Origin of the sequence: Wolbachia endosymbiont (group A) of Ischnus inquisitorius (genome assembly GCF_964026985.1) — a bacterium.
Classification (GTDB): domain Bacteria; phylum Pseudomonadota; class Alphaproteobacteria; order Rickettsiales; family Anaplasmataceae; genus Wolbachia; species Wolbachia pipientis.
Genome location: NZ_OZ034715.1, coordinates 181,482 through 201,555 on the forward strand (window position 1 = coordinate 181,482; position 20,074 = coordinate 201,555).

A 20,074-nucleotide genomic window follows, 5' to 3' on the forward strand; every position below is an offset into this window, starting at 1 on the left:
TATAATTATATACTCAAAATTTCTAAATATGAACTATTTTCAACGCAACTACTTGTTAAAGGTATTACCTGCATCTATTTTATCATCATGTTTTTAGCATGTACAATGTATATACTTTTTATATAATTGAAAATAGCTTTTTACTAGTATTCATTATGGGCAAGACTCTCATCTACTTAATCGGCTTTCCAGGCAGTGGTAAGTTTACTACTGCAAAGGAACTGTGTAAAATCATTGGTGCAGTAATAGTAAGCAATAATCTATTCAATAATATTATATTTGATATTGTTAAATTACAAAACGCTGAAGTTCCAGATGACCTATGGGAAAAAATTTTTGCAGTTAGGGAAAATGTATTAGCAATACTGGAAAAACACTACGTAAAATCAAAACATTATATATTTACAAATGAATTGATAGAGGGTGATCCCTATGACCAAAGATTATATAACTCAGTGGTAAATTTAAGTAAAAAAATGGACATGGAAATTTTTTCTGTAGTATTACATTGTAATAATGAAAAACTAGTAAGACGTGTCCAATCAGAAGAGAGATATCAGGAAAATAAAATTACTGATCCGGATTTTGCTATAAAGAAAATTGAAGGGAAAAGGCTATTTATACCTGAGGGTTCGCTTGAAATTGATAACTCGAACTTGAGTGCAAAGGAAGTTGCAAAGAAAATTGTTGAAGAGATGAAGAAAGAAAAAAATGGAAAATTAATTAAAACTTCTGTAACAAATCATTTAAAAACAGAGCGTACTCGTGGTTGAGCAGAAAGATAAGTACCGTCCTTGTGTTGGCATAATGCTATTTAACAGACAAGGACATGCCTTTATTGGAAAACGCTTTGATAGCGATTCTTACTGGCAGATGCCACAAGGAGGTGTTGATGATGGTGAGGAACTGGAACAAGCAGCGTTACGTGAGTTGCTAGAGGAGGTTGGTACTAATAAAGTAAAGGTTATAACTAAAAGCAAGGATTGGATATACTACAACTTGCCTGAAGAAGTTATACCAATATGCTGGAATGGAAAATATTCTGGTCAAAAGCAAAGGTGGTTCTTAATGAAGTTTTGCGGAGAGGATGAGGACATTGATATTAATTATACTGGTCATCCAGAGTTCAAAGAGTGGCGTTGGCAAGGTATAGATAGTTTAGTAGCCAGTGCTATATCATTTAAAAAAGAAGTTTATAAAACAGTGATAGAAGAGTTTTCTTCTATAATAAAAGCCTCAACAATAAGCTCATGATAGTAGATTCTCATTGCCACTTGATTTATTTTTCTGACGATGAAATACCAAAAGTAATTTCAAGGGCAGAGCAAAATGGTGTAAAGGTTTTGCATAACATATGCGTAAGCATTGACGATGTTCCTAAGTTATTAAAAATTTCTTCATCCTATGATCAGGTCTACTCCTCTGTTGGTATACATCCGCTTGATGCTGCTATAGAAAACGGTGAGTGTATACATGTTGATGAATTAGTTGAATTTACCAAGAACCAAAAGGTAATTAGTATCGGTGAAACCGGGTTAGATTTTTATAAATCTGACAACAAAGACAATCAGAAAAAAAGTTTTGCATTACATATAGAAGCGTCAAGAATAACTGGACTACCTTTAGTTATTCACACAAGAAGCGCTGATAATGAGATGATCGATATGTTAAGGTCAGAAATGAAAGCCGGTGCTTTTAGTGGAGTAATGCACTGCTTTGCTTCCTCTAAAGAACTTGCTTATCAATCTATAGATTTGGGGTTATATATTTCATTTTCTGGAATTATTACTTTTAAAAATGCGAGCTTACTCAGAGAAATTGCACAAAATGTACCACGCGAGCGTGTTTTAGTCGAAACTGATGCACCATATCTATCACCTGAGCCTTATAGGGGAAAAAAGAATGAACCAGCAATGGTGAAATACGTTGTTGATTGTTTGGCAGAGTTGTGGAATGAGTCACCAGAACAAGTAGCGAAGGTAACCACAAGCAACTTTTTTAGGCTGTTTGAGCTATAAAGAAGCTCTATAAAACCATTAATTTGCTTATGAACCTAAAGATTTCACCAGCTCTCTCACCGAGTTTACAGACTTATTAAACATTTCTTGTTCACTATCATTCATTTTAACTTCTAGGATCTTTTCAATTCCGTTTTTTCCAATAATTACAGGAACACCAATAAACAACTCTTCTACACCATATTCACCATTAAGGTAAGCAGCACATGGTAATATGCGCCTCTTATCTTTTAAATATGATTCTAACATGCATATAGCTGAAGATGCAGGAGCGTAGTATGCAGATCCAGACTTAAGCAGATCAACTATTTCTTTACCGCCATTGCGAGTGCGTTCAACTATTTCATCGACTTTTTTCTGTGTGATAAGACCCATATCGATAATTTGAGTAAGTGGAACTCCAGCAACTGAAGCACAATTGATTAGTGGTACCATAGTGTCGCCATGTCCTCCAAGCACAAAAGCAGATATATCTTCAACTGAGATATTTAACTCACTTGCAAGAAAGTAACGAAAACGGGAAGAATCAAGCACTCCTGCCATGCCAACAATCATATTAGTTGGAAGGTTTGAAAATTTATGCACCACTGAAACCATGGCATCCAAAGGGTTGGTAACCACTATTACAAACGCGTTTGGAGAATATTTTTTAATATTTTCGCCAACCTCCTTCATTACTTTAGCATTGGTTTGCAGGAGGTCATCCCTGCTCATTCCAGGTTTTCTAGCGATGCCAGCGGTTATTATAATTGCATCGGAGTTTTTTATATCTTCATACCTATTTGTGCCAGTAATATTGACATTAAATCCATCAATAGGGGATGATTCTGCTATGTCGAGTGTTTTACCTTGTGGTATTCCATCACTAATATCAAGTAAAACAACATCACCGAGTTCCCTTAGTGCAATCATATGGGTGAGAGTTCCACCGATATTTCCTGCACCGATTAAAGATATTTTTTTTCTTTGTACTGTCATTTTCTACTCCTTTGTATTTACTTTTATGGTTTTACCTTCCCAAGGCGATAAGCTATCAAACATACGAAAATCTTGCGGTAAATCTATAGGATTATACACAACCTTTTTTGTCTCTATATCATATCTTACTTCCTCATAACCAGTGAGAGGGAAATCTTTTAACATTGGATGACCTTTGAATCCATAGTCTGTTAGAATCCTACGCAAATCAGGGTGATCAGAAAACTCTATTCCATACATATCAAACACTTCACGCTCAAACCACAAAGCCGTACTAAATATCTTCGCTACACTTGGAGGCATGTCGCTTTCACATAACTGAAGCTTTATGTGTACTCTAATATTATGCACAATGCTGAGCAGATTGTATATTAGCTCGAAACGCTTCTCTCTATTTGGATAGTCAACCCCAAAAATATCAACTAATAGTTCAAACCTACACTTTTCATCATCACGTAGAAAGAATAGGTACTTTTCAATTTCATCTAAAGTTGAATATATTACAATAATGCCATCATCTTTTTGAATGCACTCGCATTTGGTCTTTTTTTGTATATACTTTGCAGTTTTATCCATTCCGAGTCCGTTTTATTTTGTTTTGTAGGCATAGCATTCCATATAGCAACGCCTCAGCGGTTGGTGGGCATCCAGGGACATACACGTCAACTGGCACAATTCTATCACAGCCTCGGACTACTGAATAAGAGTAATGGTAATAACCACCACCATTTGCACAACTTCCCATGGAAATAACATACTTCGGGTCTGCCATTTGATCATAAACCTTGCGCAATGCTGCTGCCATTTTATTAGTTAGTGTGCCAGCAACAATCATCACATCTGATTGACGTGGGCTTGCACGAAACATTATACCATATCTATCAAGATCATAACGGCTGGATGCAGTATGCATCATCTCAACTGCGCAACATGCAAGACCAAATGTCATTGGCCACAATGAACCAGACCTTGCCCAATTCATTACATAATCTGTTAAATCACCAAATTTAGTGACAAGAAACCCTTCTTTTTTATAACGACCCCAGTCATCATTAGATAGAATTTGATTTGTCATAAACTACTCCCACTCTAATGCACCTTTACACCATTCATAGATAAAACCTATAGTGAGTATTGCAAGAAATACCATCATAGACCAAAATCCACCATAGCTTATCTTAGATAAAGAAACAGCCCAAGGAAAAAGAAAAGCAATTTCTAAGTCAAATATTATAAATAATATTGAAACTAGGTAAAATTTAATGTCAAAATTTTTCCTTGCACTGGATAGTGGATTGAAGCCACACTCATATGTGGAAAGCTTTTCACCATCTGGCTTACTCACTGCAAGAAACATAGGCAATATACCTAAAGCAAAAGATACTACAATTGATACGCAGATAAAGATTACTATGGTTAAATATTCGCTCATTTAACAAAACATATAACACTATGAGTTTACATGCTTTCCTAACTTTTTACCACCTAAAATATGCACGTGAAAGTGTGGTACAACCTGCTCTCCATTTTCACCGTAGTTAGTGACTAATCTATATCCTGTTTTTTCTAGATTATATTTGTGTGCTATCTCTCTTACAGTTTTGAAGAAATCCGCTATTTCCTCTTCAGGAGCTTTTAGAATGAAATCATCATATGAAATATATTGATTTTTTGATATAACTAAAATATGAACTGGTGCGTCAGGGTACTTATCATGAAAAGCTAGTACATTTTCATTTTCATGTACCTTCTCACAAGGTAACTCACCTCTTAATATTTGAGCAAAGATGTTATCGCTATCATAAACTTCATTGCTCATATTTTAAGAGCGACCTTTCCCTCTTTCTTCGTTTTTCTCTACATTAGGTGTAGATAGTGGTTTTATCGCTTCACCAGAAGCATCTTCAAGATTTAAAGAGCTTACAAGTTCCCTTACTTTTACCATGTCCTGCTGTTCTTTCAAAAAGGGTTCTATTCCACTTACCCTTTTTCCAGTAATAACTCCTGGTTGTAAGTGATACATATCCCCAGGAACAGTTAGACTATGATGTCTTTCCTCTATTTTTTTAGCTTCACTCATAATACTCCCCTATAACTTATTTTTGCATTCCACAACTTTGCGACTTACCTGCTTTTATAGCTTCTTGCGCCCATTTTTTCTCACCTGAAGCTATAGTTTCTGAAGGCTGACCAACATCAGACTTCACAACTTTGTCTGATGACTGCTTTTGATTATCATATTCCTTATACAATTTTTCTGCAATACCATACAGCAATTTTAAGTCTGTGTGAACTTTAAATTCTCCACCAGTAATTTTTGCTAGATCTTTAAGGTTACCGTCAACTTTTTGTTTAATTTCTTCAATAGCAAGCTTTTTTATCTCCTCTGGACTCTTTCCTTTATAGTCAGTTTTAATGTCTTCAATTATTTTTTTAACATCAACTTCAATTACAATTTTATTTTCTTCTCTATGTATAGTGATGTTTGAATACTCACTTTTTAGTGCTTTTATTTGTTCATCATCCAAATAAGGTATATCTCCCGTCAGAGTTCTTGACACTAAAAAACTTACCTTTCCTATCCCTTTCTTTTGCTCTGTTATTTGTACACCAAGATCCTTACTAGCCTGTGTGGTTTCTATAGGTGGATCATATTCCCTTTCTTCTTCAGGTACATCTATACCAACAGCTTTCTTTAACGAAACTGTAGCATCATGTTTCATTTCACCCGTTGAAGCAAACGGCTTCTTTATAGGGTAAATAAGTGCTTTAGGCACAAGAGCAAACACCCGACCTGTAGCTTCTACACCTGTTTTAACTGCTCCGCCTATCTTAGCCCAAATAGATTCTGCCATACATACCTCCAAGGTAGTTTCTATAACTAAATACATTTTAATTATAGACGAAAAAATTTAAACTTCTATATCCATTATAAGATAGAATTATAGGGATTGCAACCATTATTTGCACATTGTCTAAAACATGTAGTATTTTCGCTACTTTTATTGTTCAATTTATTATAAAGAATACTCTAAATTATGTTTAAATGGAACACAAATAATATCATTGATGCAACTGGCGGAAGAGACGTAAATGGTTGTAATTGGATACATAGCTCAAATATTTCAACGGACACAAGAAGCATAAAAAAAGGTGATTTATTTATTGCCCTCAAGGGAAAGAATTTTGATGGCCATAATTTTTTGCATGAAGCGTTTTTAAAAGGGGCTGTCGCTGCAATAGTGAGTGAGGGTAAATATAAAAGTTTCCCTCTCATGATTGTACAAGATACCCTGAAAGCTTTGCACGATATGGCATCATACTACATTAGAAATGTTCTTATTGATGCTAAAGTTATTGCAGTTACAGGCAGTGTCGGGAAAACCACTACAAAGGATATGCTGCATACTGTTTTATCGCAATATGGAGTGTCCCATGCAAACGAAGGTAACTTAAATAATAATATAGGATTGCCTTTGACAATTCTGAAAGCTCCAAAAAACTGCCAGTACTTAATTCTTGAAATGGGAATGAATAAAGCTGGTGAAATAAAAGAATTATCAAAAATTAGTAATCCGAATATTGCAGTTATTACCAACATCGAACCTGCACATACTGAAAATTTTTCATCACTATTTGACGTTGCACAAGCGAAGTTAGAAATTCTGTATGGTATGAAAAATAACGGTACTTTGGTTTTAAGCAGAGATAATAAATATTATGATTATCTCTCATCACACGCCAATAGAAATGTAATAAGCTTCGGTAAAGATAAAAATGCTGAAGTTTGTTTACTAAACTTAATAAGAAACGATGAATCTTCTGTCATTTCAGCACTATCTTCTGTCATCCCAGTGCTTGACTACTTGGATCCAGGAAGTTCAATTGCAAATGAGCATATCAGACGGTTGTATAATAAAGACTGGATTCCAGCGTCACGCGCTGGAATGACATCAAACCGAGTTGCTAATAGATTAAGTTTAAAAATCAGGCTGAGTGATAATCAAATTATAAACTGTAATTTACGTGTACAAGGTGAGCATTTTGCTTATTCGCTACTTGCTGTTGCAGCAGTTGTGCAAAGCCTCGGACTTGATTTATCAAAATTACCACTTGCACTTAAGAATTTTAGTGTAGCGAAAGGTAGAGGCAATATTCATAAGGTCAAATGCAATAAAAAATATATACATTTAATTGATGACTCCTATAACGCCAGCCCTGCTTCGATGAAAACTGCAATAAAAACTTTGAGTACATATTCTAATCAGAGAAAAGTAGCTTTGCTTGGTGATATGTTGGAACTTGGTGATGAAAGCATAGAGTTTCATACAGATTTGGTTAAGATTATCACAGAAAATAATATAGATAAAGTTTATACAGTTGGTAAATTTATGTTAGAATTGCATGAGCTTTTGCCAGATAATATAAGAGGCACGCATTTTAATGATTCTAATCAATTGAAAAGTGATTTAGCTAACATTATTCAGAATAATGACGCAATTCTAGTTAAAGGCTCGCGAGGAATGAAAATGGATCTTATTGTACGGGAATTCGTAATAAAATATTAAGCGAAATCATTGTATTAATTTACAGTAACAAATTATTAGGAACTTTAATTGTGACAAAACGTGTAATTATTTTTGGTGGAACGGGGTTTATAGGGAAACACATCGTAAGACGCTTGGCAGCAGAAGGATATTTAATAAAGATATTCACTCGTAATCAGGAAAAAGCTGCTTGTTTAAAATTGTGTGGCAATTTAGGACAAATATCAATATTTAAAGGCGATTTTTTTGATGAAAAATCAGTTCTGGATGGTATGGAAGAATGTGATGTAGCTATAAACTTAGTGGGAATATTATATGAAGCAAAAAAGCACGATTTTTACGCTGTTCACGTTAAAATAGCTGAAAGGATAGCAAAAGCTGCAAAAATGAAAAATGTACCTATGATGATACATTTTTCTGCTATGGGAATAGAAAATAGCAAGTTGTCAAAATATGCCAAAAGTAAATTGGAAGGTGAAAAAGCTGTAACTTCAGCATTTCAAAAAGCAATAATAATTAGGCCAAGCCTTGTATTTGGTAAAGAAGACAACTTCTTTAATAAATTTGCAAGATTAGCAACTATTCTTCCTTTCTTACCACTAATTGGCAATGGAACAACTAAATTTCAGCCAATATGTGTAACAGACTTAGCTGAAGTGGTATATCGTATTATCAGTTTTAATAAGCAAGACAAGAAAATTTATAACATGGGTGGACCAAAGGTTTACTCTTTCAAAAGCTTATTGAAGTTTATTCTGAATGTTACTAACAGAAAGTGTTTGTTGATCAATGTATCTTTTCCAATGGCAAAGTTAATAGCTTTCTTTTTAGAAAATAAAATTATTTCTATGCTGCTAAAACCAATAACCGGAGATACGAACCCTATGCTTACTCAAGATCAGGTGAAAGTTATGATGAATAGTTCAATCGAAAAGTCAGTTGACCTTGAAACAATGAAGGTTCGACCATTAGCAATTGAAAATGTGGTGCCAGAGTACTTGAAGATTTATAGAAAGTATTGATAAAAGAGTGTGCCCGGTGGGATTCGAACCTACGACCCACAGCTTAGAAGGCTGTTGCTCTATCCAGCTGAGCTACGGGCACACAACATATATAAAATGCTTCTTAGTACAAGTGAAGTCAAGTACTTCGTGTGAATATGATGTTTATCTTGCGACACCTTGTCATTGCAGTTGTGTGTCGCGCGCTGCCAAAATTGGATGCGAGAAGTCTATTTATTTTAGAAAATATTATATAGAAACTTACTTGACACCCTTCGCCAGCGCCCTTATCATGATAGTGAAGCTATTGTATTTGCTTTCGCCAATCTGCAGATTAAAAGGTAAGGATTACTTAATGTATCGGCGTCTTATGTTCAATTTTTTGCAGTATATAGATACTGTATGTCTTTACAAAACTTCATCTACATCTAGATTTTTATCTAAATAAGCTGAACGCGCTTATAAAGCGTTACAAGACATCAAAAAATGCCAATACTCGACAGAGATAGTAAAAGACTAGCTAACTCGGGGATTCTTTGTCTTTTTTTCTGCTTAGTAAATTTCTTAAACATTTGCAGCGTAAGTTAGTTGCAATTAAAAGCAGCTAAATCTTGCTTGTCAAACGTTTAAAACATAAAAAACGCCAATATTTTAAAGCAGATAATAACCCCAGGGCTTCTTTTGCCTTTTTTTTCATTTGGTAAATTTCTTAATATTTATAGCTAAACAACAACCGTCATCCCGCTACGTGTTAGCGGGATCTATGCTTTGAGATACCGCGAATGAATCGCGGTATGACGGTGTAGATGATGGTTAAGTAATTCGTCATCCCGCTGCTTGTTAGCGGCTAAGAGATACCGCGAATGAATCGCGGTATGACGGTGTAATGATGGTTAAGTATAGCTCTTTCCACAGAAGTCCGGATATGATAAGATTAAGGATAGATGGCGATAAGGAGGTTGGATGCCGGCAGCATATAGTTATGATTTAAGAAAAAAAGCAATGGAAGCACTAGACGAAGGGGAAAGCAGAGAAGCAGTGGCAGCAAGATTTAAAATTGGACGAACTACTTTGTGGGAGTGGCAGCAAAGAAAAAAAGAAACAGGCGACTTTCAGTCAAAAAAACTCGGTAATGGAGGTTACAATCAGAAAATTATCGACTGGAATAAGTTTATCGAATTTGCTAAAAAACACGGTAGAAAAACTCTGTCGGAAATGGCTAAACTTTGGGGCAACGTTAGTATCCAAACGATCCACCGAGCTCTCAGAAAAATTGGATTTACGCGCAAAAAAAGACATATGGATACAAGGAAAGGAACGAAGAAAAACGTGCTGAATTCTTAAAAATTATAGCAACAAAAGAACCAGAAAACTTAGTGTATATAGATGAGTCTGGGATTGATAACACGGAGGACTATCCATATGGGTATTGCCAGAAAGGACAGCGATTTTATGCCCTAAAATCTGGAAAAAAAACTCAACGAATCAGCATGGTTGCAGCCTTAAGTAGAAGAAAGATAGTTGCTCCATTAACATTTGAAGGCCACTGTAATATGGATATTTTTAATGGATGGTTTGAGCAATTTTTGGCACCGATCTTAGAACCTGGACAAACTGTCATTCTTGATAATGCTACTTTTCATAAGTCTGATAAGCTTATCAAGCTCGCTAAAGGAGTCGGTGCAGAAATTTTGTATCTGCCGCCTTATTCTCCAGATTTTAACAAAATTGAGCATCATTGGTTTGCTATAAAAAACAGAGCCAGGAAAAACATTCCTCTATTCGAATCCTTTCGTCGTGCTGTTGATTCTGCCTTCCTATGACCTATTCGGACTATTATGAGAAATGCTATACATGGTAATGTTGGGTTAGCTCTTGCAATTGATGTAATAAAGAAGATCCTCCAAGCAATAATACTCATAACTGTTAGATATCTCATTAGTCTTTCTGCTATTCCAAGCCTACATTCTTCAACTTTGAGACCGGATTTAAAATTTTATGTAATATCTCTATTTTCCATCTAAGGCAATTGTAAGTTAAAAACGTGATATAAAAGAGATAAGAGAGAAAGATAACCCTGCTCACTAGGAATAGCGGGCGTGCGCGACCGAAAGGAAATTGGTATTACAACCGTTGGTATCAAGGTACGCTAGCCCTATCTCTCGATACGTTTGAATAGTTGCTTGGGACATATATATGCACCCGTTTACAATCTTAAATTAACTAAAACTATCGAGGTTTATTATGGTTACATCTTATCAAAATTTTATTGGCATTGACATCGGAAAATTTAAAAATGTCGTTGCAATTCACAAACAGAAGAATGCTGTCGAATTTGATAATAATGCTTCTGGTTGGCAACAATTATTTCAAGAGTTTTCAGATATTCTACCTAATGCTTTAGTGACTTTAGAAAATACAGGGAAATATGAGCTTGGCTTATCACATTTTCTTACCGACAAAAATATTGCCGTGCATCGAGCTAATACTCGTAAAGTAAAAAGCTTTATTTTATCTCACGGAACTTTAGCAAAGTCTGATAGATCAGATGCAAGAGCTCTTGCTCAATATGGATTTGAACGCCATAGAACTATCTCTCTATTTGTACCTACCTCTACAGAACAATCAACTTTGGCTGCACTTTGTCAACGTCGTGATGATATTACGCAAATGAGAACTCAAGAAAAATGCAGACTTGAAGCACCGGAAAATGATCATATAAAAGAAAGCTGTCAAAAGACCATTGAGTTTTTCGATAGTCAAATAAACGAACTCAATGATATAGCTCTTTTTACAATAATCCGAACAGACCGTAATATGCTACTGGCCTGCTATAGCCATAAACACATATCTTATCGCATTCGGACTATTATAAGAAAGGCTATACTATACAAAAGATTATTGATGAAAGCCGCGAATTACAACAACACCAAAAAATTCTTAAAACAGTTCCTGGAATAGGTAAAAAGTTATCACAAGATTTTTTGTGTTTAATGCCAGAGCTTGGTTACTTAAATAGAAAAGAAGTAGCAAGTCTTGCCGGAGTTGCACCGTATCTAAAAGAAAGTGGTAAAGCTGTTGGTTACCGAAGGATTACAGGTGGTAGAAGTAACGTTCGTTCAAAGCTCTTTACAGCCGCTATGGCTGCTACAAGGTCAAAATCTATACTTGGCGCCTTTTATTCTAAGCTTGTTGAAAGTTGTAAGTTAAAAATGTGATATAAAAGAGATAAGAGGGAAGATAACCCTACTCACTATAGGAATAGGGCTATCACGGGCGTGTGCGACCGAATGAAAGTTGGTATTACAACCGTAGCCATCAAGGTAAACTAGCCCCATCTCTCGATACGTTTGAATAGTTGCATGGGACATATGTATGCACCCGTTTACAATCTTAAATTAATTAAACTATCGAGGTTATTTATTATGATTACATCTTATCAAAATTTCATTGGCATTGATATCGGAAAATTTAAAAATGTTGCTGCAGCTTATAACCAAAGGAGCGCTATCAAGTTTGACAATGATGCTACTGGTTGGCAACAGTTGTTTCAAAAATTTTCAGATATCCTACCTAATTCTCTAGTAACTTTAGAAAACACTGGAAAATATGAGCTTGGCTTAGCACATTTTCTTGTTGATAAGAATGTTGCTGTACATCGAGCTAATACTCGTAAAGTAAAAAGTTTTATCATATCACATGGAACTTTAGCAAAGACAGATCAATCAGATGCAAGAGCCCTTGCTCAATATGGTTTTGAACGCTATAGTGCTCTATCTCTATTTGTGCCTATGTCAAAAGAACAAACCGCCTTAGTTGCACTCTGTCAACGTCGTGATGACATTACGCAAATGAGAACTCAAGAGAAATGTAGGCTTGCAGCACCTGAAAACGACTATATAAAGGAAAGTTGCCAAAAAACAATAGACTTTTTTACCAGTCAGATAAATGAGTTCAACGATGCCATACAAAGAATTATTGATAAAAATCCAGAGTTACAAAAGCGTCAAAAAATCTTGAGAACAGTGCCAGGAATAGGTCTCAAGTTATCACAAGTTTTTGTGTGTCTAATGCCAGAACTTGGCCACCTAAACAAAAAAGAAGTTGCAAGTCTTGCTGGAGTTGCTCCACATCCAAAAGAAAGCGGTAAAACTATTGGTTACCGAAGGATAACAGGTGGTAGAAGCAATGTTCGTGCAAAGCTTTTCACAGCTGCTATGGCTGCTGCAAGATCTAAATCTGCACTTGGTGCTTTTTATTCTGATCTTATTGGTAGAGGTAAAAAGAAGATGGTAGCTATAACAGCTCTAATGCGAAAAATCATAGTAATTGCCAATGCAAGACTTAAAGAAGCAATTAATATGAAATAAAAAAAAATCTGCATAGAAAATAGGTTAACGGATATGTGCGTCTACACACATTTAAAGCACATATTCGTTAACCATAAAATCTAAGCAGTGGTTGCTGTTTGATATAAATTTCTTTCTGTATAAACTAGGATCTTTGTTACCAAAATACATTTTTCAATTGAATAAAAATACAAAATTATCAACAAATGAGACTAAATTCAAAAAATTTTAAAAAACATAGTTGATGGTAAGAAGAAGATGGTGGCTATAACAGCCCTAATGCGTAAAATTATAGTAATTGCTAATACAAGACTTAAAGAAGCAATTAATTTGCATACTTAAAAATCTTCACAACGGTAACTGAAATTGGCTAATGAATATGTGCGTCCACACAGACTTAAAGCACATATTCATTAGCTTAAGCAGAAATTGCTGTGGTAGCTGTTTGATATAAAATTCTATTTCTATGACAAACGGGTTTTTATTGCCCATATAATTTGCAAAATTACACAAATAAAAAAATTTTTAAAAAACATAGTTGATACCAACTAATTTTTTCAACAGCTTCATCGAAAGTATTAACTGAAAGATTCGTTAATAGCATCCATTCTAGCGGTTTTTTTTAAGGGAAGGGGAGTTTTCTCAACAACATAAACTGCATAAAGTGGTAATTTAGGTAGTTCTTCCGTCTTATGCCTAATATTATTCTTAGATGGATTCATCATAAACTTTCCAAATCTAACTTCCAAACGTGCTGTTCTTTTTGGCTTATTATCTTTTACAGGAACTTCAACTTCTACCGTACCTGCACAATGAGAGGATTTAATAAATGCCCATAACTTCTGCTCACCTTTTTCAGGATATCGAGATTTTCTATTTACTGCTCTATCTCTGCATGCTCTAACTAGCACTGCCGAATTAAGATTATGTGCAAGCTCAAAAAAGTCATATATATCTGCTTCTCTATCGCATACAGTTATAGTCTCAGTTTGAGTTGGATCAATAATATTATTTGTTTTTCTTAAAGTTTCCAACCACTTTACGCTTTCTTTATCTTCAATGCGATCGCTCTTTTTTTTAAGGTTCTCAGTTTCTTCAGGTCTTGAATAAACTTTTTGATCTAGTATCCCTAGTACCAAACCTTCTATACTAACGGCAAGAGCTGTATGCATTATAATACCTTTTGCAGTATCATAACTGGACAAATTTGCTAATCCGCTTGTTTTTTTATGGTTATTATATACAATGTAACTGGTATCTTGAATGACAAGAACCCTCTTGTGAGCTTTTGTTCTCTCAACCGTCTTATTAATATGTGTAGCTAAAATATCACTTTCTTTTACATTCTCATTTTGAAAAAAACGTTATGCTGTTTTTGCTTCTGACCAACTTTCACATGCTTGATTAATCTAACTTTCAGGTAATTTTGTCAAACATATCAGCAATCTTTACTAATCGCTCAGTTAACCTTTTATCTCCAAATTCATTTTTAGCCCATTCACTACTTTTACTTGCCATTTTACACCCTCAATATTTGCAAACTTTAATATTGTAATATTTTACTTTTTAGTCCATTTATATTTGTGGGTAATAGTAAGGAATGACACCGTCTTGGATGGAAACCAGTGTCAGCTACTTTCATGACACCATCACAAGGTGAAACTGGATCCCAGTGGGCTTTGTTGCATCGCTCAAGTGAAAAGAACTGGCAGTTACTGACAAAATTCATTATAAATAGCCATTTAACTGTTGAAGAAAAAATATGCCACAAAAAATGAGAGTCAGTAACTGCCATGAATATAACAAATTTCTCCAAGAAAGAGGAAGCATTTTTTGTTATATCAATGACGCCATAGAAAATTGGTACGAGAATTGTCCAAAAATGCAGGGCGGCAACTATATTTATAGTGATAAAGTTGTGATTTTGGTGCATATAATCGTCAGTTTCTTTAGAATTGGTTTAAGACAAACAGTCGGGTTTATAAAAGGGTATTTGCAACAAATAGGAAGAGATTTGGCAGTTATCAGCTATTCACAAGCATCAAGAAGGTTTAAGAAACTTAATATTAAGATAAATGATTGCAGAATTGATAAAAATAATATGGAAGATATCGAAATTGCTATAGACAGTACAGGAATTAGTATATACAACAACACTCCTGGTCACAGCAAGGAAAATAGCACTGACAGAAAATATCGTGGCTATGAGCAAACGAGAAAATTGCACGTAATGTTGAATATAAACAACAAAAAAGCCATAGCTGTAAAATACAGTAACGGTGTCTACTCTGATCACTATGGAGCTTGTGATTTGCTAAAAGAAGTCGATTTTCAGTATGTCATAAAAGTACTATATGCAGATAGGGCATATGACAGAGAAAAGCTCTATAAGCTGTGTAATCAATATGGTATAAAAACGAAAATTCCTCCGAAAAACAACGCAGCAGAGCATCCAAAGTTAGGCTATATGGCTGAGAGAAATTCTGCAGTCAAGCTCATAAAGTCATATGATGAAGATGGTATAAAGAAGTGGAAAAAAGAGATGAGTTATGGAAAAAGATCTTATATAGAAAGTTTTTTCTCGCAACTGAAACAAACATTCGGGTTTAGTTTTAGGAATAAATCTGAGACAAATAGAGAGAAGGAACTACTTGTTAAATGCTATTTGCTCAATAAGTTCACTGATATTGGTATGGCTAAATTTGAGATAGCTTCATAAATTTATTGTGCGTTACCTACTATCCGAAGAGCGATGCAACAAAGCCATCCCAGTGTCAGCTACTTGGATAACAGAGGGGGGTGGGATGACAGAAGATGATGGAGTGACAGGGAGTAATACAAAAAGTTTCGTCATCCCCATTGAATCGGCTTTAAAATCGATGTTCAAAGTTGAAATTTCCCTAGAAGATGCGGGGAAAATCAGAAAAGGTCAGGAAGTTGTATTAAATAACTTGCGTAATTTAAAGAATCATGATATTTGTTGTACGGTGGTGGGTAGTGTACCTATTGCAATCTGCAGTTTTATTTATGGTTGTGTGAAACCTATTCGTGTTTTTAATATTTAAAATGAGGTTTAGATGTCGATAACATCCGAAAAGAAAAAGAGTTTGATAAATATATATGCAATTAAAGAAGATGATACAGGCTCATCTTTTGTACAATGTGCAATTTTGACCGAGAGGATCAGTAACTTAACTGAGCATTTTAAAGTGCACAAGCATGACCATCACTCTAAGCGTGGTTTACTTATATTGATAGGTAGAAGACGCAAGCACTTAAATTATATAAAGCGTAAATTTGGTAATGAAGCCTATCAGGAATTAATAGAGAAGTTAGGCATTAGAAAATAATCGAGGAATTTAATATGTTTAAAATTATAAAAAAATCTATAGAGTGGGGTGGTCGTGCCTTATCTTTAGAAACAGGAAAAATAGCACGCCAAGCTCATGGTTCAGTAGTTGTAAATTACGGTGATACTTCTGTTTTAGTAACTGTTGTACGTAAAAAGAAGGAAGAAAGCGTTGATTTCCTACCTTTAAATGTGCAGTTTATCGCAAAAAGCTATGCCATGGGTAAGATCCCTGGCGGGTTTTTTAAAAGAGAAGGCAAGCCATCTGATAGAGAAACTTTAATCTCAAGAGTAATAGATAGAAGTATAAGACCACTATTCCCAGAAGGATTTCATGATGAAATTAGTGTGGTGTGCAATCTATTAACTTATGATACAGTCAATCCTCCTGAAGTGCCAGCATTGATTGGTGCTGTTGCAGCTCTTGCAATTTCTGGTGTTCCCTTTCACTTTACTATAGCTGGAGTGATGGTTGGTTGTGATGAAAATAATAACTATATACTCAACCCTTCTGTTCAAGAGATGAAAGCAAGCAGCTTGGATCTGTTTTTGTCTGGTGATGAAAATTCAATTTTAATGGTTGAATCAGAAGTAAAAGAGCTCTCTGAAGAAAATGTTTTTAATGCAATAAAATTTGGCCATGAACACCTTAAGCCTGTCATTAAGCTCATAAAAGAGTTTGCTGATACAATTGGCAATAAACCTGAGAGCTTTGCCCCTATTGATGCATCAGATATAACACAAGAGCTCGAAAAATACGGTAAAGATTTTGAAAAAGCATATTCGCAAACAGTAAAACAAGAGCGAGTTCAAGCTCTAGAAGCGATCAGAGAGAATATATTGAATACTCTTAAAGAAACTGGAAAAGACGAAAAGTTAATTACGTATGCAGTAAAAAACTTTGAAAGATCTTTAGTACGTGAAATAATTAGGAAGAAAAGTGTAAGGATAGACGGTCGTAAGCATGATGAGATACGTCAGATAGAAGTTGAAGTTGATATTCTGTCCAAAACTCACGGTTCTGCACTATTTACAAGAGGCAATACTCAGGCACTGGTTGTTACTGCTCTTGGCACCACTCAAGATGAGCAAATTGTGGATGATATTGAAGGGGATAGACGTGAGCATTTCATGTTGCATTATAACTTTCCCTCATTTGCTGTTGGAGAAACTTCTGCTGCGCGTGCACCAGGAAGAAGAGAAATCGGTCATGGCAAACTTGCTTGGAAAGCAATTCATCCTGTTTTACCCGATAAGTCTGAATTTCCTTATACAATAAGAGTAGTGTCCGAAATTTTGGAGTCTGATGGTTCTTCTTCTATGGCAACAGTTTGTGGGACTTCTCTTGCTTTAATGGATACGGGTGTGCCAATAAAGGCCCCTGTTGCTGGAATTGCTATGGGTCTCATCAAAGATAAAGACGAGTATGTAATACTTTCCGATATACTTGGTGATGAAGATTATCTTGGTGATATGGACTTTAAAGTAGCAGGAACTAGTGAAGGGGTTACGGCGCTACAAATGGACATGAAAATTTCTGGTATAAGCTTTGAAATTGTTGAAAAATCATTAGAACAGGCAAAAGCTGGAAGATTACATATTTTAGAAAAAATGAATGCAGTGATTTCAGAACACAGTGATGATGTCAAAGACCATGCACCAAGGATGTTATCATTTTACATAGATAAAGACAAAATTTCTGCTGCTATAGGTTCTAAGGGGAAAAATATACGCAGTGTGTGTGAAAGAAGTAATGCAAAAATTGAAATAGGAGATGATGGTAAAGTTTCTGTTTTTGCTACGAGTGGCACTGAAGCTGAAATTGCAAAGAGTATGATGATTGATTCAATAACAGAACTAGAACAAGGTTCTATAGTTGATGTCAAGGTTGTAAGAATAGAGAAGTCTATTGTAGAGCTTGAATTTCTTAATGGCAGAAAAGGAAAAATGCACATAAGTGAAGTAGCTAATGAACATATAGATTCTATAGAGAGCGTACTTAAACAAGATGATACTTTCAAAGCACTAGTAATTGACTTCGAAAAAGGTGGGTGTCCAAAGTTGTCAAGACGTCGGGTTGATCAAGAGACGGGAGAGTTTTTTGAAGGTGAGCTTTACAACGAGGAAAGGAAAGATGGTCCAAATGACAGGGATAATTATTACAATAATTCATTTAGTAGAAAACCTGGAGGAAGTCACCATAAGAGGCCTCCTCGTCCTCGTTCTGGTTTCAGCAACAGAAATAGGCCGAAATTTGGTAATAATGATTCATCATCAGGTTTTTATTAAGAGTAAACTTCTTGCGTTACCTCTCGTCATTCCAGTGCTTAACACTGGAATGACACCCTTTCTGGTGAAGGTTGTTCTCAAATCACAATGTTAGTACAATTGTGGTGTTAGCTATAGCTAACCCAAGGTATCCGTTCAGCGGAGTGGTAGAATAAGGTAGACAAAGTGATCTAAAAAGATAATCATAGAGCAAAAGTGAGGTAATGTGGTAAACCTTTTAGAACTTTGCAAAAATTTACAGCAAAAAATAGAAAAACTGAAAGCAGAGATAGAAAACTTAAAAGCAGAAAATAAAGCTTTAAAGATAGAGAACGCTGAATTAGAGGTTGTCGGGAAACTAGTAAATTCAAGCATATTCCCTCTTTAACATAACCCTACTCATAGCTAGGTATATGAAATTCTCAGTGGATGTTGTGAGTAAATCATACTCCTTCGATAGCCTTCTATTCCTATTAACCCAAGCAAAAGTCCTTTCTACAACCCATCTTCTTGGCTGTACTTTAAACCCTTGTTCTCTTGTTGGTAGTAGCTCAGGTGGCGTATCTTTGTGCACCCAAAATCTACATGGAGGCCTTTTAACAATTTCAATATCTATGTCATATTCTTCCTTTATGTGATTCTTTAAATTTCTTCCTTGGTATCCCATGTCAGCCCACATTTTTTTAACTTTAGTATATTTTGTTCTCATATTGTTTAATGCTATTTTAATACCATCTCTATCATTTTCGTTAGCAGCGCCTACGTAACAACCTAGTATAAAACCCTGAGTGTCTGTAATTATATGCCTTTTTCTACCCTTTACTTTTTTACTTCCATCATAGCCTTTGATCCCCCCTTTTCTGTAGTCTTTACAGATTGACTATCTACTATACAGGCACTCGGCTGCTCATTCCTTCCTATTTTTCTTCTACTATATTTTGTAATTTCATAATTCATTTTCTCAAAAATTCCCTGCTTCTTCCATTGCCTGAACTGCTCATACACAGTCTTCCATAGCGGAAAATCATTTGGTAAATACCGCCATTGACACCCTGTACGCAATACATAGAAAATTGCTTCTAATATTTCTTTTTTGCTATACTTTTGCGGCCTTCCTCCTTTCTTGTATGATACTCTGAAGTGTTTTTCTATTCTTGCCCATTCCCTTTCGCTTAGATCTGTTGGATACTTTTTTCTCATCTTTACCCCGTACTAAAATTTCAGATATTATAGCCTTTTACTTGTTTCCGGACAACCTCTCTAGCTCAGTTTCAGTTCTTTTTGGTTCTTTTACGGTATCTTTTTCTTCACCTTCATCTTCTGAAACTTTATCTCCTGAAACACGAGTAATTTCAGCTTTAGTTCTTATTTTATGAATCAGCGAAAGTAATAAGTAAGTAACTGCAGCAGCAGAAACGATAATGGCTATCTTTGCGGCAATGTGGATTGCTGTTAAAAATATTAAAGCTGATAAAGCTCCAGCTAATCCAGACACAATAACTTTATTTTTGCCTTTTGTTATATTTAGAATTGCCACCATAATAACCTCTCAAATACTGTTCTA

20 protein-coding genes, 1 tRNA gene and 7 pseudogenes are annotated in these 20,074 nt (G+C 35.2%); 16 read left to right on the forward strand and 12 right to left on the reverse strand.

Translation table 11 applies throughout. The features are described 5' to 3' along the window. The first annotated feature begins 155 nt into the window (after positions 1–155). Genes AAGD90_RS00975 through AAGD90_RS00985 form a run of 3 tightly spaced genes read left to right on the forward strand, consistent with a single transcriptional unit; the run spans position 156 to position 2,018 of the window. On the forward strand, positions 156–773 hold the full coding sequence (locus tag AAGD90_RS00975) for an AAA family ATPase (protein ID WP_022626414.1): 618 nt from the start codon (positions 156–158) through the stop codon (positions 771–773). Between the two features lie 34 nt (positions 774–807). Next, positions 808–1,254 (forward strand): RNA pyrophosphohydrolase, encoded by a 447-nt coding sequence (locus AAGD90_RS00980; protein ID WP_007548581.1) that lies wholly within the window; start codon positions 808–810, stop codon positions 1,252–1,254. After that, positions 1,251–2,018, forward strand: a complete 768-nt coding sequence (locus tag AAGD90_RS00985) for a TatD family hydrolase (protein ID WP_010082353.1) — start codon at positions 1,251–1,253, stop codon at positions 2,016–2,018. Before AAGD90_RS00980 ends, AAGD90_RS00985 begins: the two co-directional genes overlap by 4 nt. A 27-nt stretch (positions 2,019–2,045) precedes the next feature. On the opposite strand, the gene mdh is transcribed toward AAGD90_RS00985, so the two are convergent. The 7 genes from mdh to AAGD90_RS01020 are packed head-to-tail and all read right to left on the reverse strand — an operon-like array spanning position 2,046 to position 5,851. Beyond that, positions 2,046–2,996 (reverse strand): malate dehydrogenase, encoded by a 951-nt coding sequence (gene mdh, locus AAGD90_RS00990; protein WP_209472522.1) that lies wholly within the window; start codon positions 2,994–2,996, stop codon positions 2,046–2,048. Positions 2,997–2,999: 3 nt separating this feature from the next. Next, entirely contained in the window at positions 3,000–3,572 is a 573-nt protein-coding gene (locus tag AAGD90_RS00995; RefSeq protein WP_006279573.1) for an NADH-quinone oxidoreductase subunit C, read from the reverse strand. Then, positions 3,565–4,071, reverse strand: coding sequence for a NuoB/complex I 20 kDa subunit family protein (locus tag AAGD90_RS01000; protein WP_006279574.1), 507 nt, complete (start codon positions 4,069–4,071; stop codon positions 3,565–3,567). The genes AAGD90_RS00995 and AAGD90_RS01000 overlap by 8 nt, the downstream gene beginning before the upstream one ends. A 3-nt stretch (positions 4,072–4,074) precedes the next feature. Then, the gene (locus AAGD90_RS01005) at positions 4,075–4,428 is read right to left on the reverse strand and encodes an NADH-quinone oxidoreductase subunit A (protein ID WP_006279576.1); all 354 of its coding nucleotides are present in this window, start codon (positions 4,426–4,428) and stop codon (positions 4,075–4,077) included. 18 nt (positions 4,429–4,446) lie between these two features. After that, positions 4,447–4,815, reverse strand: a complete 369-nt coding sequence (locus tag AAGD90_RS01010; RefSeq protein WP_010082356.1) for an HIT domain-containing protein — start codon at positions 4,813–4,815, stop codon at positions 4,447–4,449. Positions 4,816–4,818: 3 nt separating this feature from the next. Next, entirely contained in the window at positions 4,819–5,076 is a 258-nt protein-coding gene (locus tag AAGD90_RS01015; protein WP_006279579.1) for a hypothetical protein, read from the reverse strand. Between the two features lie 16 nt (positions 5,077–5,092). Next, a complete protein-coding gene (locus AAGD90_RS01020; protein ID WP_341821987.1) occupies positions 5,093–5,851 on the reverse strand; it encodes a hypothetical protein in 759 nt (252 codons plus the stop codon). Positions 5,852–6,034: 183 nt separating this feature from the next. On the opposite strand from AAGD90_RS01020, the gene AAGD90_RS01025 reads away from it, so the two are divergent. Together AAGD90_RS01025 and AAGD90_RS01030 are read left to right on the forward strand one after the other, a co-directional pair. After that, on the forward strand, positions 6,035–7,564 hold the full coding sequence (locus AAGD90_RS01025) for a UDP-N-acetylmuramoyl-tripeptide--D-alanyl-D-alanine ligase (protein ID WP_264329492.1): 1,530 nt from the start codon (positions 6,035–6,037) through the stop codon (positions 7,562–7,564). A 50-nt stretch (positions 7,565–7,614) separates the two neighbouring features. Further along, the gene (locus AAGD90_RS01030) at positions 7,615–8,565 is read left to right on the forward strand and encodes a complex I NDUFA9 subunit family protein (protein WP_010082395.1); all 951 of its coding nucleotides are present in this window, start codon (positions 7,615–7,617) and stop codon (positions 8,563–8,565) included. Positions 8,566–8,573: 8 nt separating this feature from the next. Here AAGD90_RS01030 and AAGD90_RS01035 read toward each other — a convergent pair. Then, positions 8,574–8,647: transfer RNA gene (locus AAGD90_RS01035), tRNA-Arg, on the reverse strand. 860 nt (positions 8,648–9,507) lie between these two features. Between AAGD90_RS01035 and AAGD90_RS01040 the strand changes: the two genes are divergently transcribed. Then, positions 9,508–10,367 (forward strand): IS630 family transposase gene (locus tag AAGD90_RS01040; RefSeq protein WP_156518142.1). Its coding sequence is split into 2 segments (ribosomal slippage): positions 9,508–9,832 and positions 9,832–10,367, totalling 861 coding nucleotides; the frame shifts between segments, so codons are not numbered across the junction. Here AAGD90_RS01040 and AAGD90_RS01045 read toward each other — a convergent pair. Continuing rightward, positions 10,343–10,572, reverse strand: a pseudogene (locus AAGD90_RS01045) (IS4 family transposase); the annotation flags it as partial. The gene AAGD90_RS01040 and the pseudogene AAGD90_RS01045 overlap by 25 nt on opposite strands. 216 nt (positions 10,573–10,788) lie before the next feature. Here AAGD90_RS01045 and AAGD90_RS01050 point away from each other — a divergent pair. The 4 genes and pseudogenes from AAGD90_RS01050 to AAGD90_RS01065 form a co-directional block, all read left to right on the forward strand. Next, positions 10,789–11,325, forward strand: a pseudogene (locus tag AAGD90_RS01050) (IS110 family transposase); the annotation flags it as partial. Between the two features lie 104 nt (positions 11,326–11,429). Beyond that, positions 11,430–11,759: pseudogene (locus tag AAGD90_RS01055) on the forward strand (IS110 family transposase); the annotation flags it as partial. 210 nt (positions 11,760–11,969) lie between these two features. Next, positions 11,970–12,914: an IS110 family transposase gene (locus AAGD90_RS01060; RefSeq protein ID WP_265022222.1), complete on the forward strand. Its 945-nt coding sequence runs from the start codon at positions 11,970–11,972 to the stop codon at positions 12,912–12,914. 210 nt (positions 12,915–13,124) lie between these two features. Then, positions 13,125–13,235 (forward strand): annotated as a pseudogene (locus tag AAGD90_RS01065) (IS110 family transposase); the annotation flags it as partial. A 193-nt stretch (positions 13,236–13,428) separates the two neighbouring features. Here the strand turns inward: AAGD90_RS01065 and AAGD90_RS01070 are convergent. Further along, a pseudogene (locus AAGD90_RS01070) lies at positions 13,429–14,411 on the reverse strand (IS4 family transposase); the annotation flags it as partial. 122 nt (positions 14,412–14,533) lie between these two features. On the opposite strand from AAGD90_RS01070, the gene AAGD90_RS01075 reads away from it, so the two are divergent. The 6 genes and pseudogenes from AAGD90_RS01075 to AAGD90_RS01100 all read left to right on the forward strand — a co-directional run. Further along, on the forward strand, positions 14,534–14,671 hold the full coding sequence (locus tag AAGD90_RS01075; RefSeq protein WP_209452472.1) for a hypothetical protein: 138 nt from the start codon (positions 14,534–14,536) through the stop codon (positions 14,669–14,671). Further along, positions 14,656–15,612, forward strand: coding sequence for an IS5 family transposase (locus tag AAGD90_RS01080; protein ID WP_341821988.1), 957 nt, complete (start codon positions 14,656–14,658; stop codon positions 15,610–15,612). Before AAGD90_RS01075 ends, AAGD90_RS01080 begins: the two co-directional genes overlap by 16 nt. An 85-nt stretch (positions 15,613–15,697) precedes the next feature. Further along, complete coding sequence (locus AAGD90_RS01085; RefSeq protein WP_012673289.1) at positions 15,698–15,958, forward strand: hypothetical protein; 261 nt, start codon at positions 15,698–15,700, stop codon at positions 15,956–15,958. A 12-nt stretch (positions 15,959–15,970) separates the two neighbouring features. After that, positions 15,971–16,243, forward strand: a complete 273-nt coding sequence (gene rpsO / locus AAGD90_RS01090) for a 30S ribosomal protein S15 (protein WP_006279944.1) — start codon at positions 15,971–15,973, stop codon at positions 16,241–16,243. Positions 16,244–16,257: 14 nt separating this feature from the next. After that, a complete protein-coding gene (pnp, locus tag AAGD90_RS01095; RefSeq protein WP_095742791.1) occupies positions 16,258–18,531 on the forward strand; it encodes a polyribonucleotide nucleotidyltransferase in 2,274 nt (757 codons plus the stop codon). 205 nt (positions 18,532–18,736) lie between these two features. Continuing rightward, positions 18,737–18,892: pseudogene (locus AAGD90_RS01100) on the forward strand (IS66 family transposase); the annotation flags it as partial. On the opposite strand, the gene AAGD90_RS01105 reads toward AAGD90_RS01100, so the two are convergent. Continuing rightward, a protein-coding gene (locus AAGD90_RS01105; RefSeq protein ID WP_341821644.1) for an IS5-like element ISWpi1 family transposase occupies positions 18,878–19,710 on the reverse strand; the annotation gives its coding sequence in 2 pieces (ribosomal slippage) (positions 18,878–19,341 and positions 19,341–19,710; 834 coding nt in all). The pseudogene AAGD90_RS01100 and the gene AAGD90_RS01105 overlap by 15 nt on opposite strands. Before the next feature lie 58 nt (positions 19,711–19,768). Then, positions 19,769–20,050 (reverse strand): annotated as a pseudogene (locus tag AAGD90_RS01110) (hypothetical protein); the annotation flags it as partial. Between the last annotated feature and the right edge of the window lie 24 nt (positions 20,051–20,074).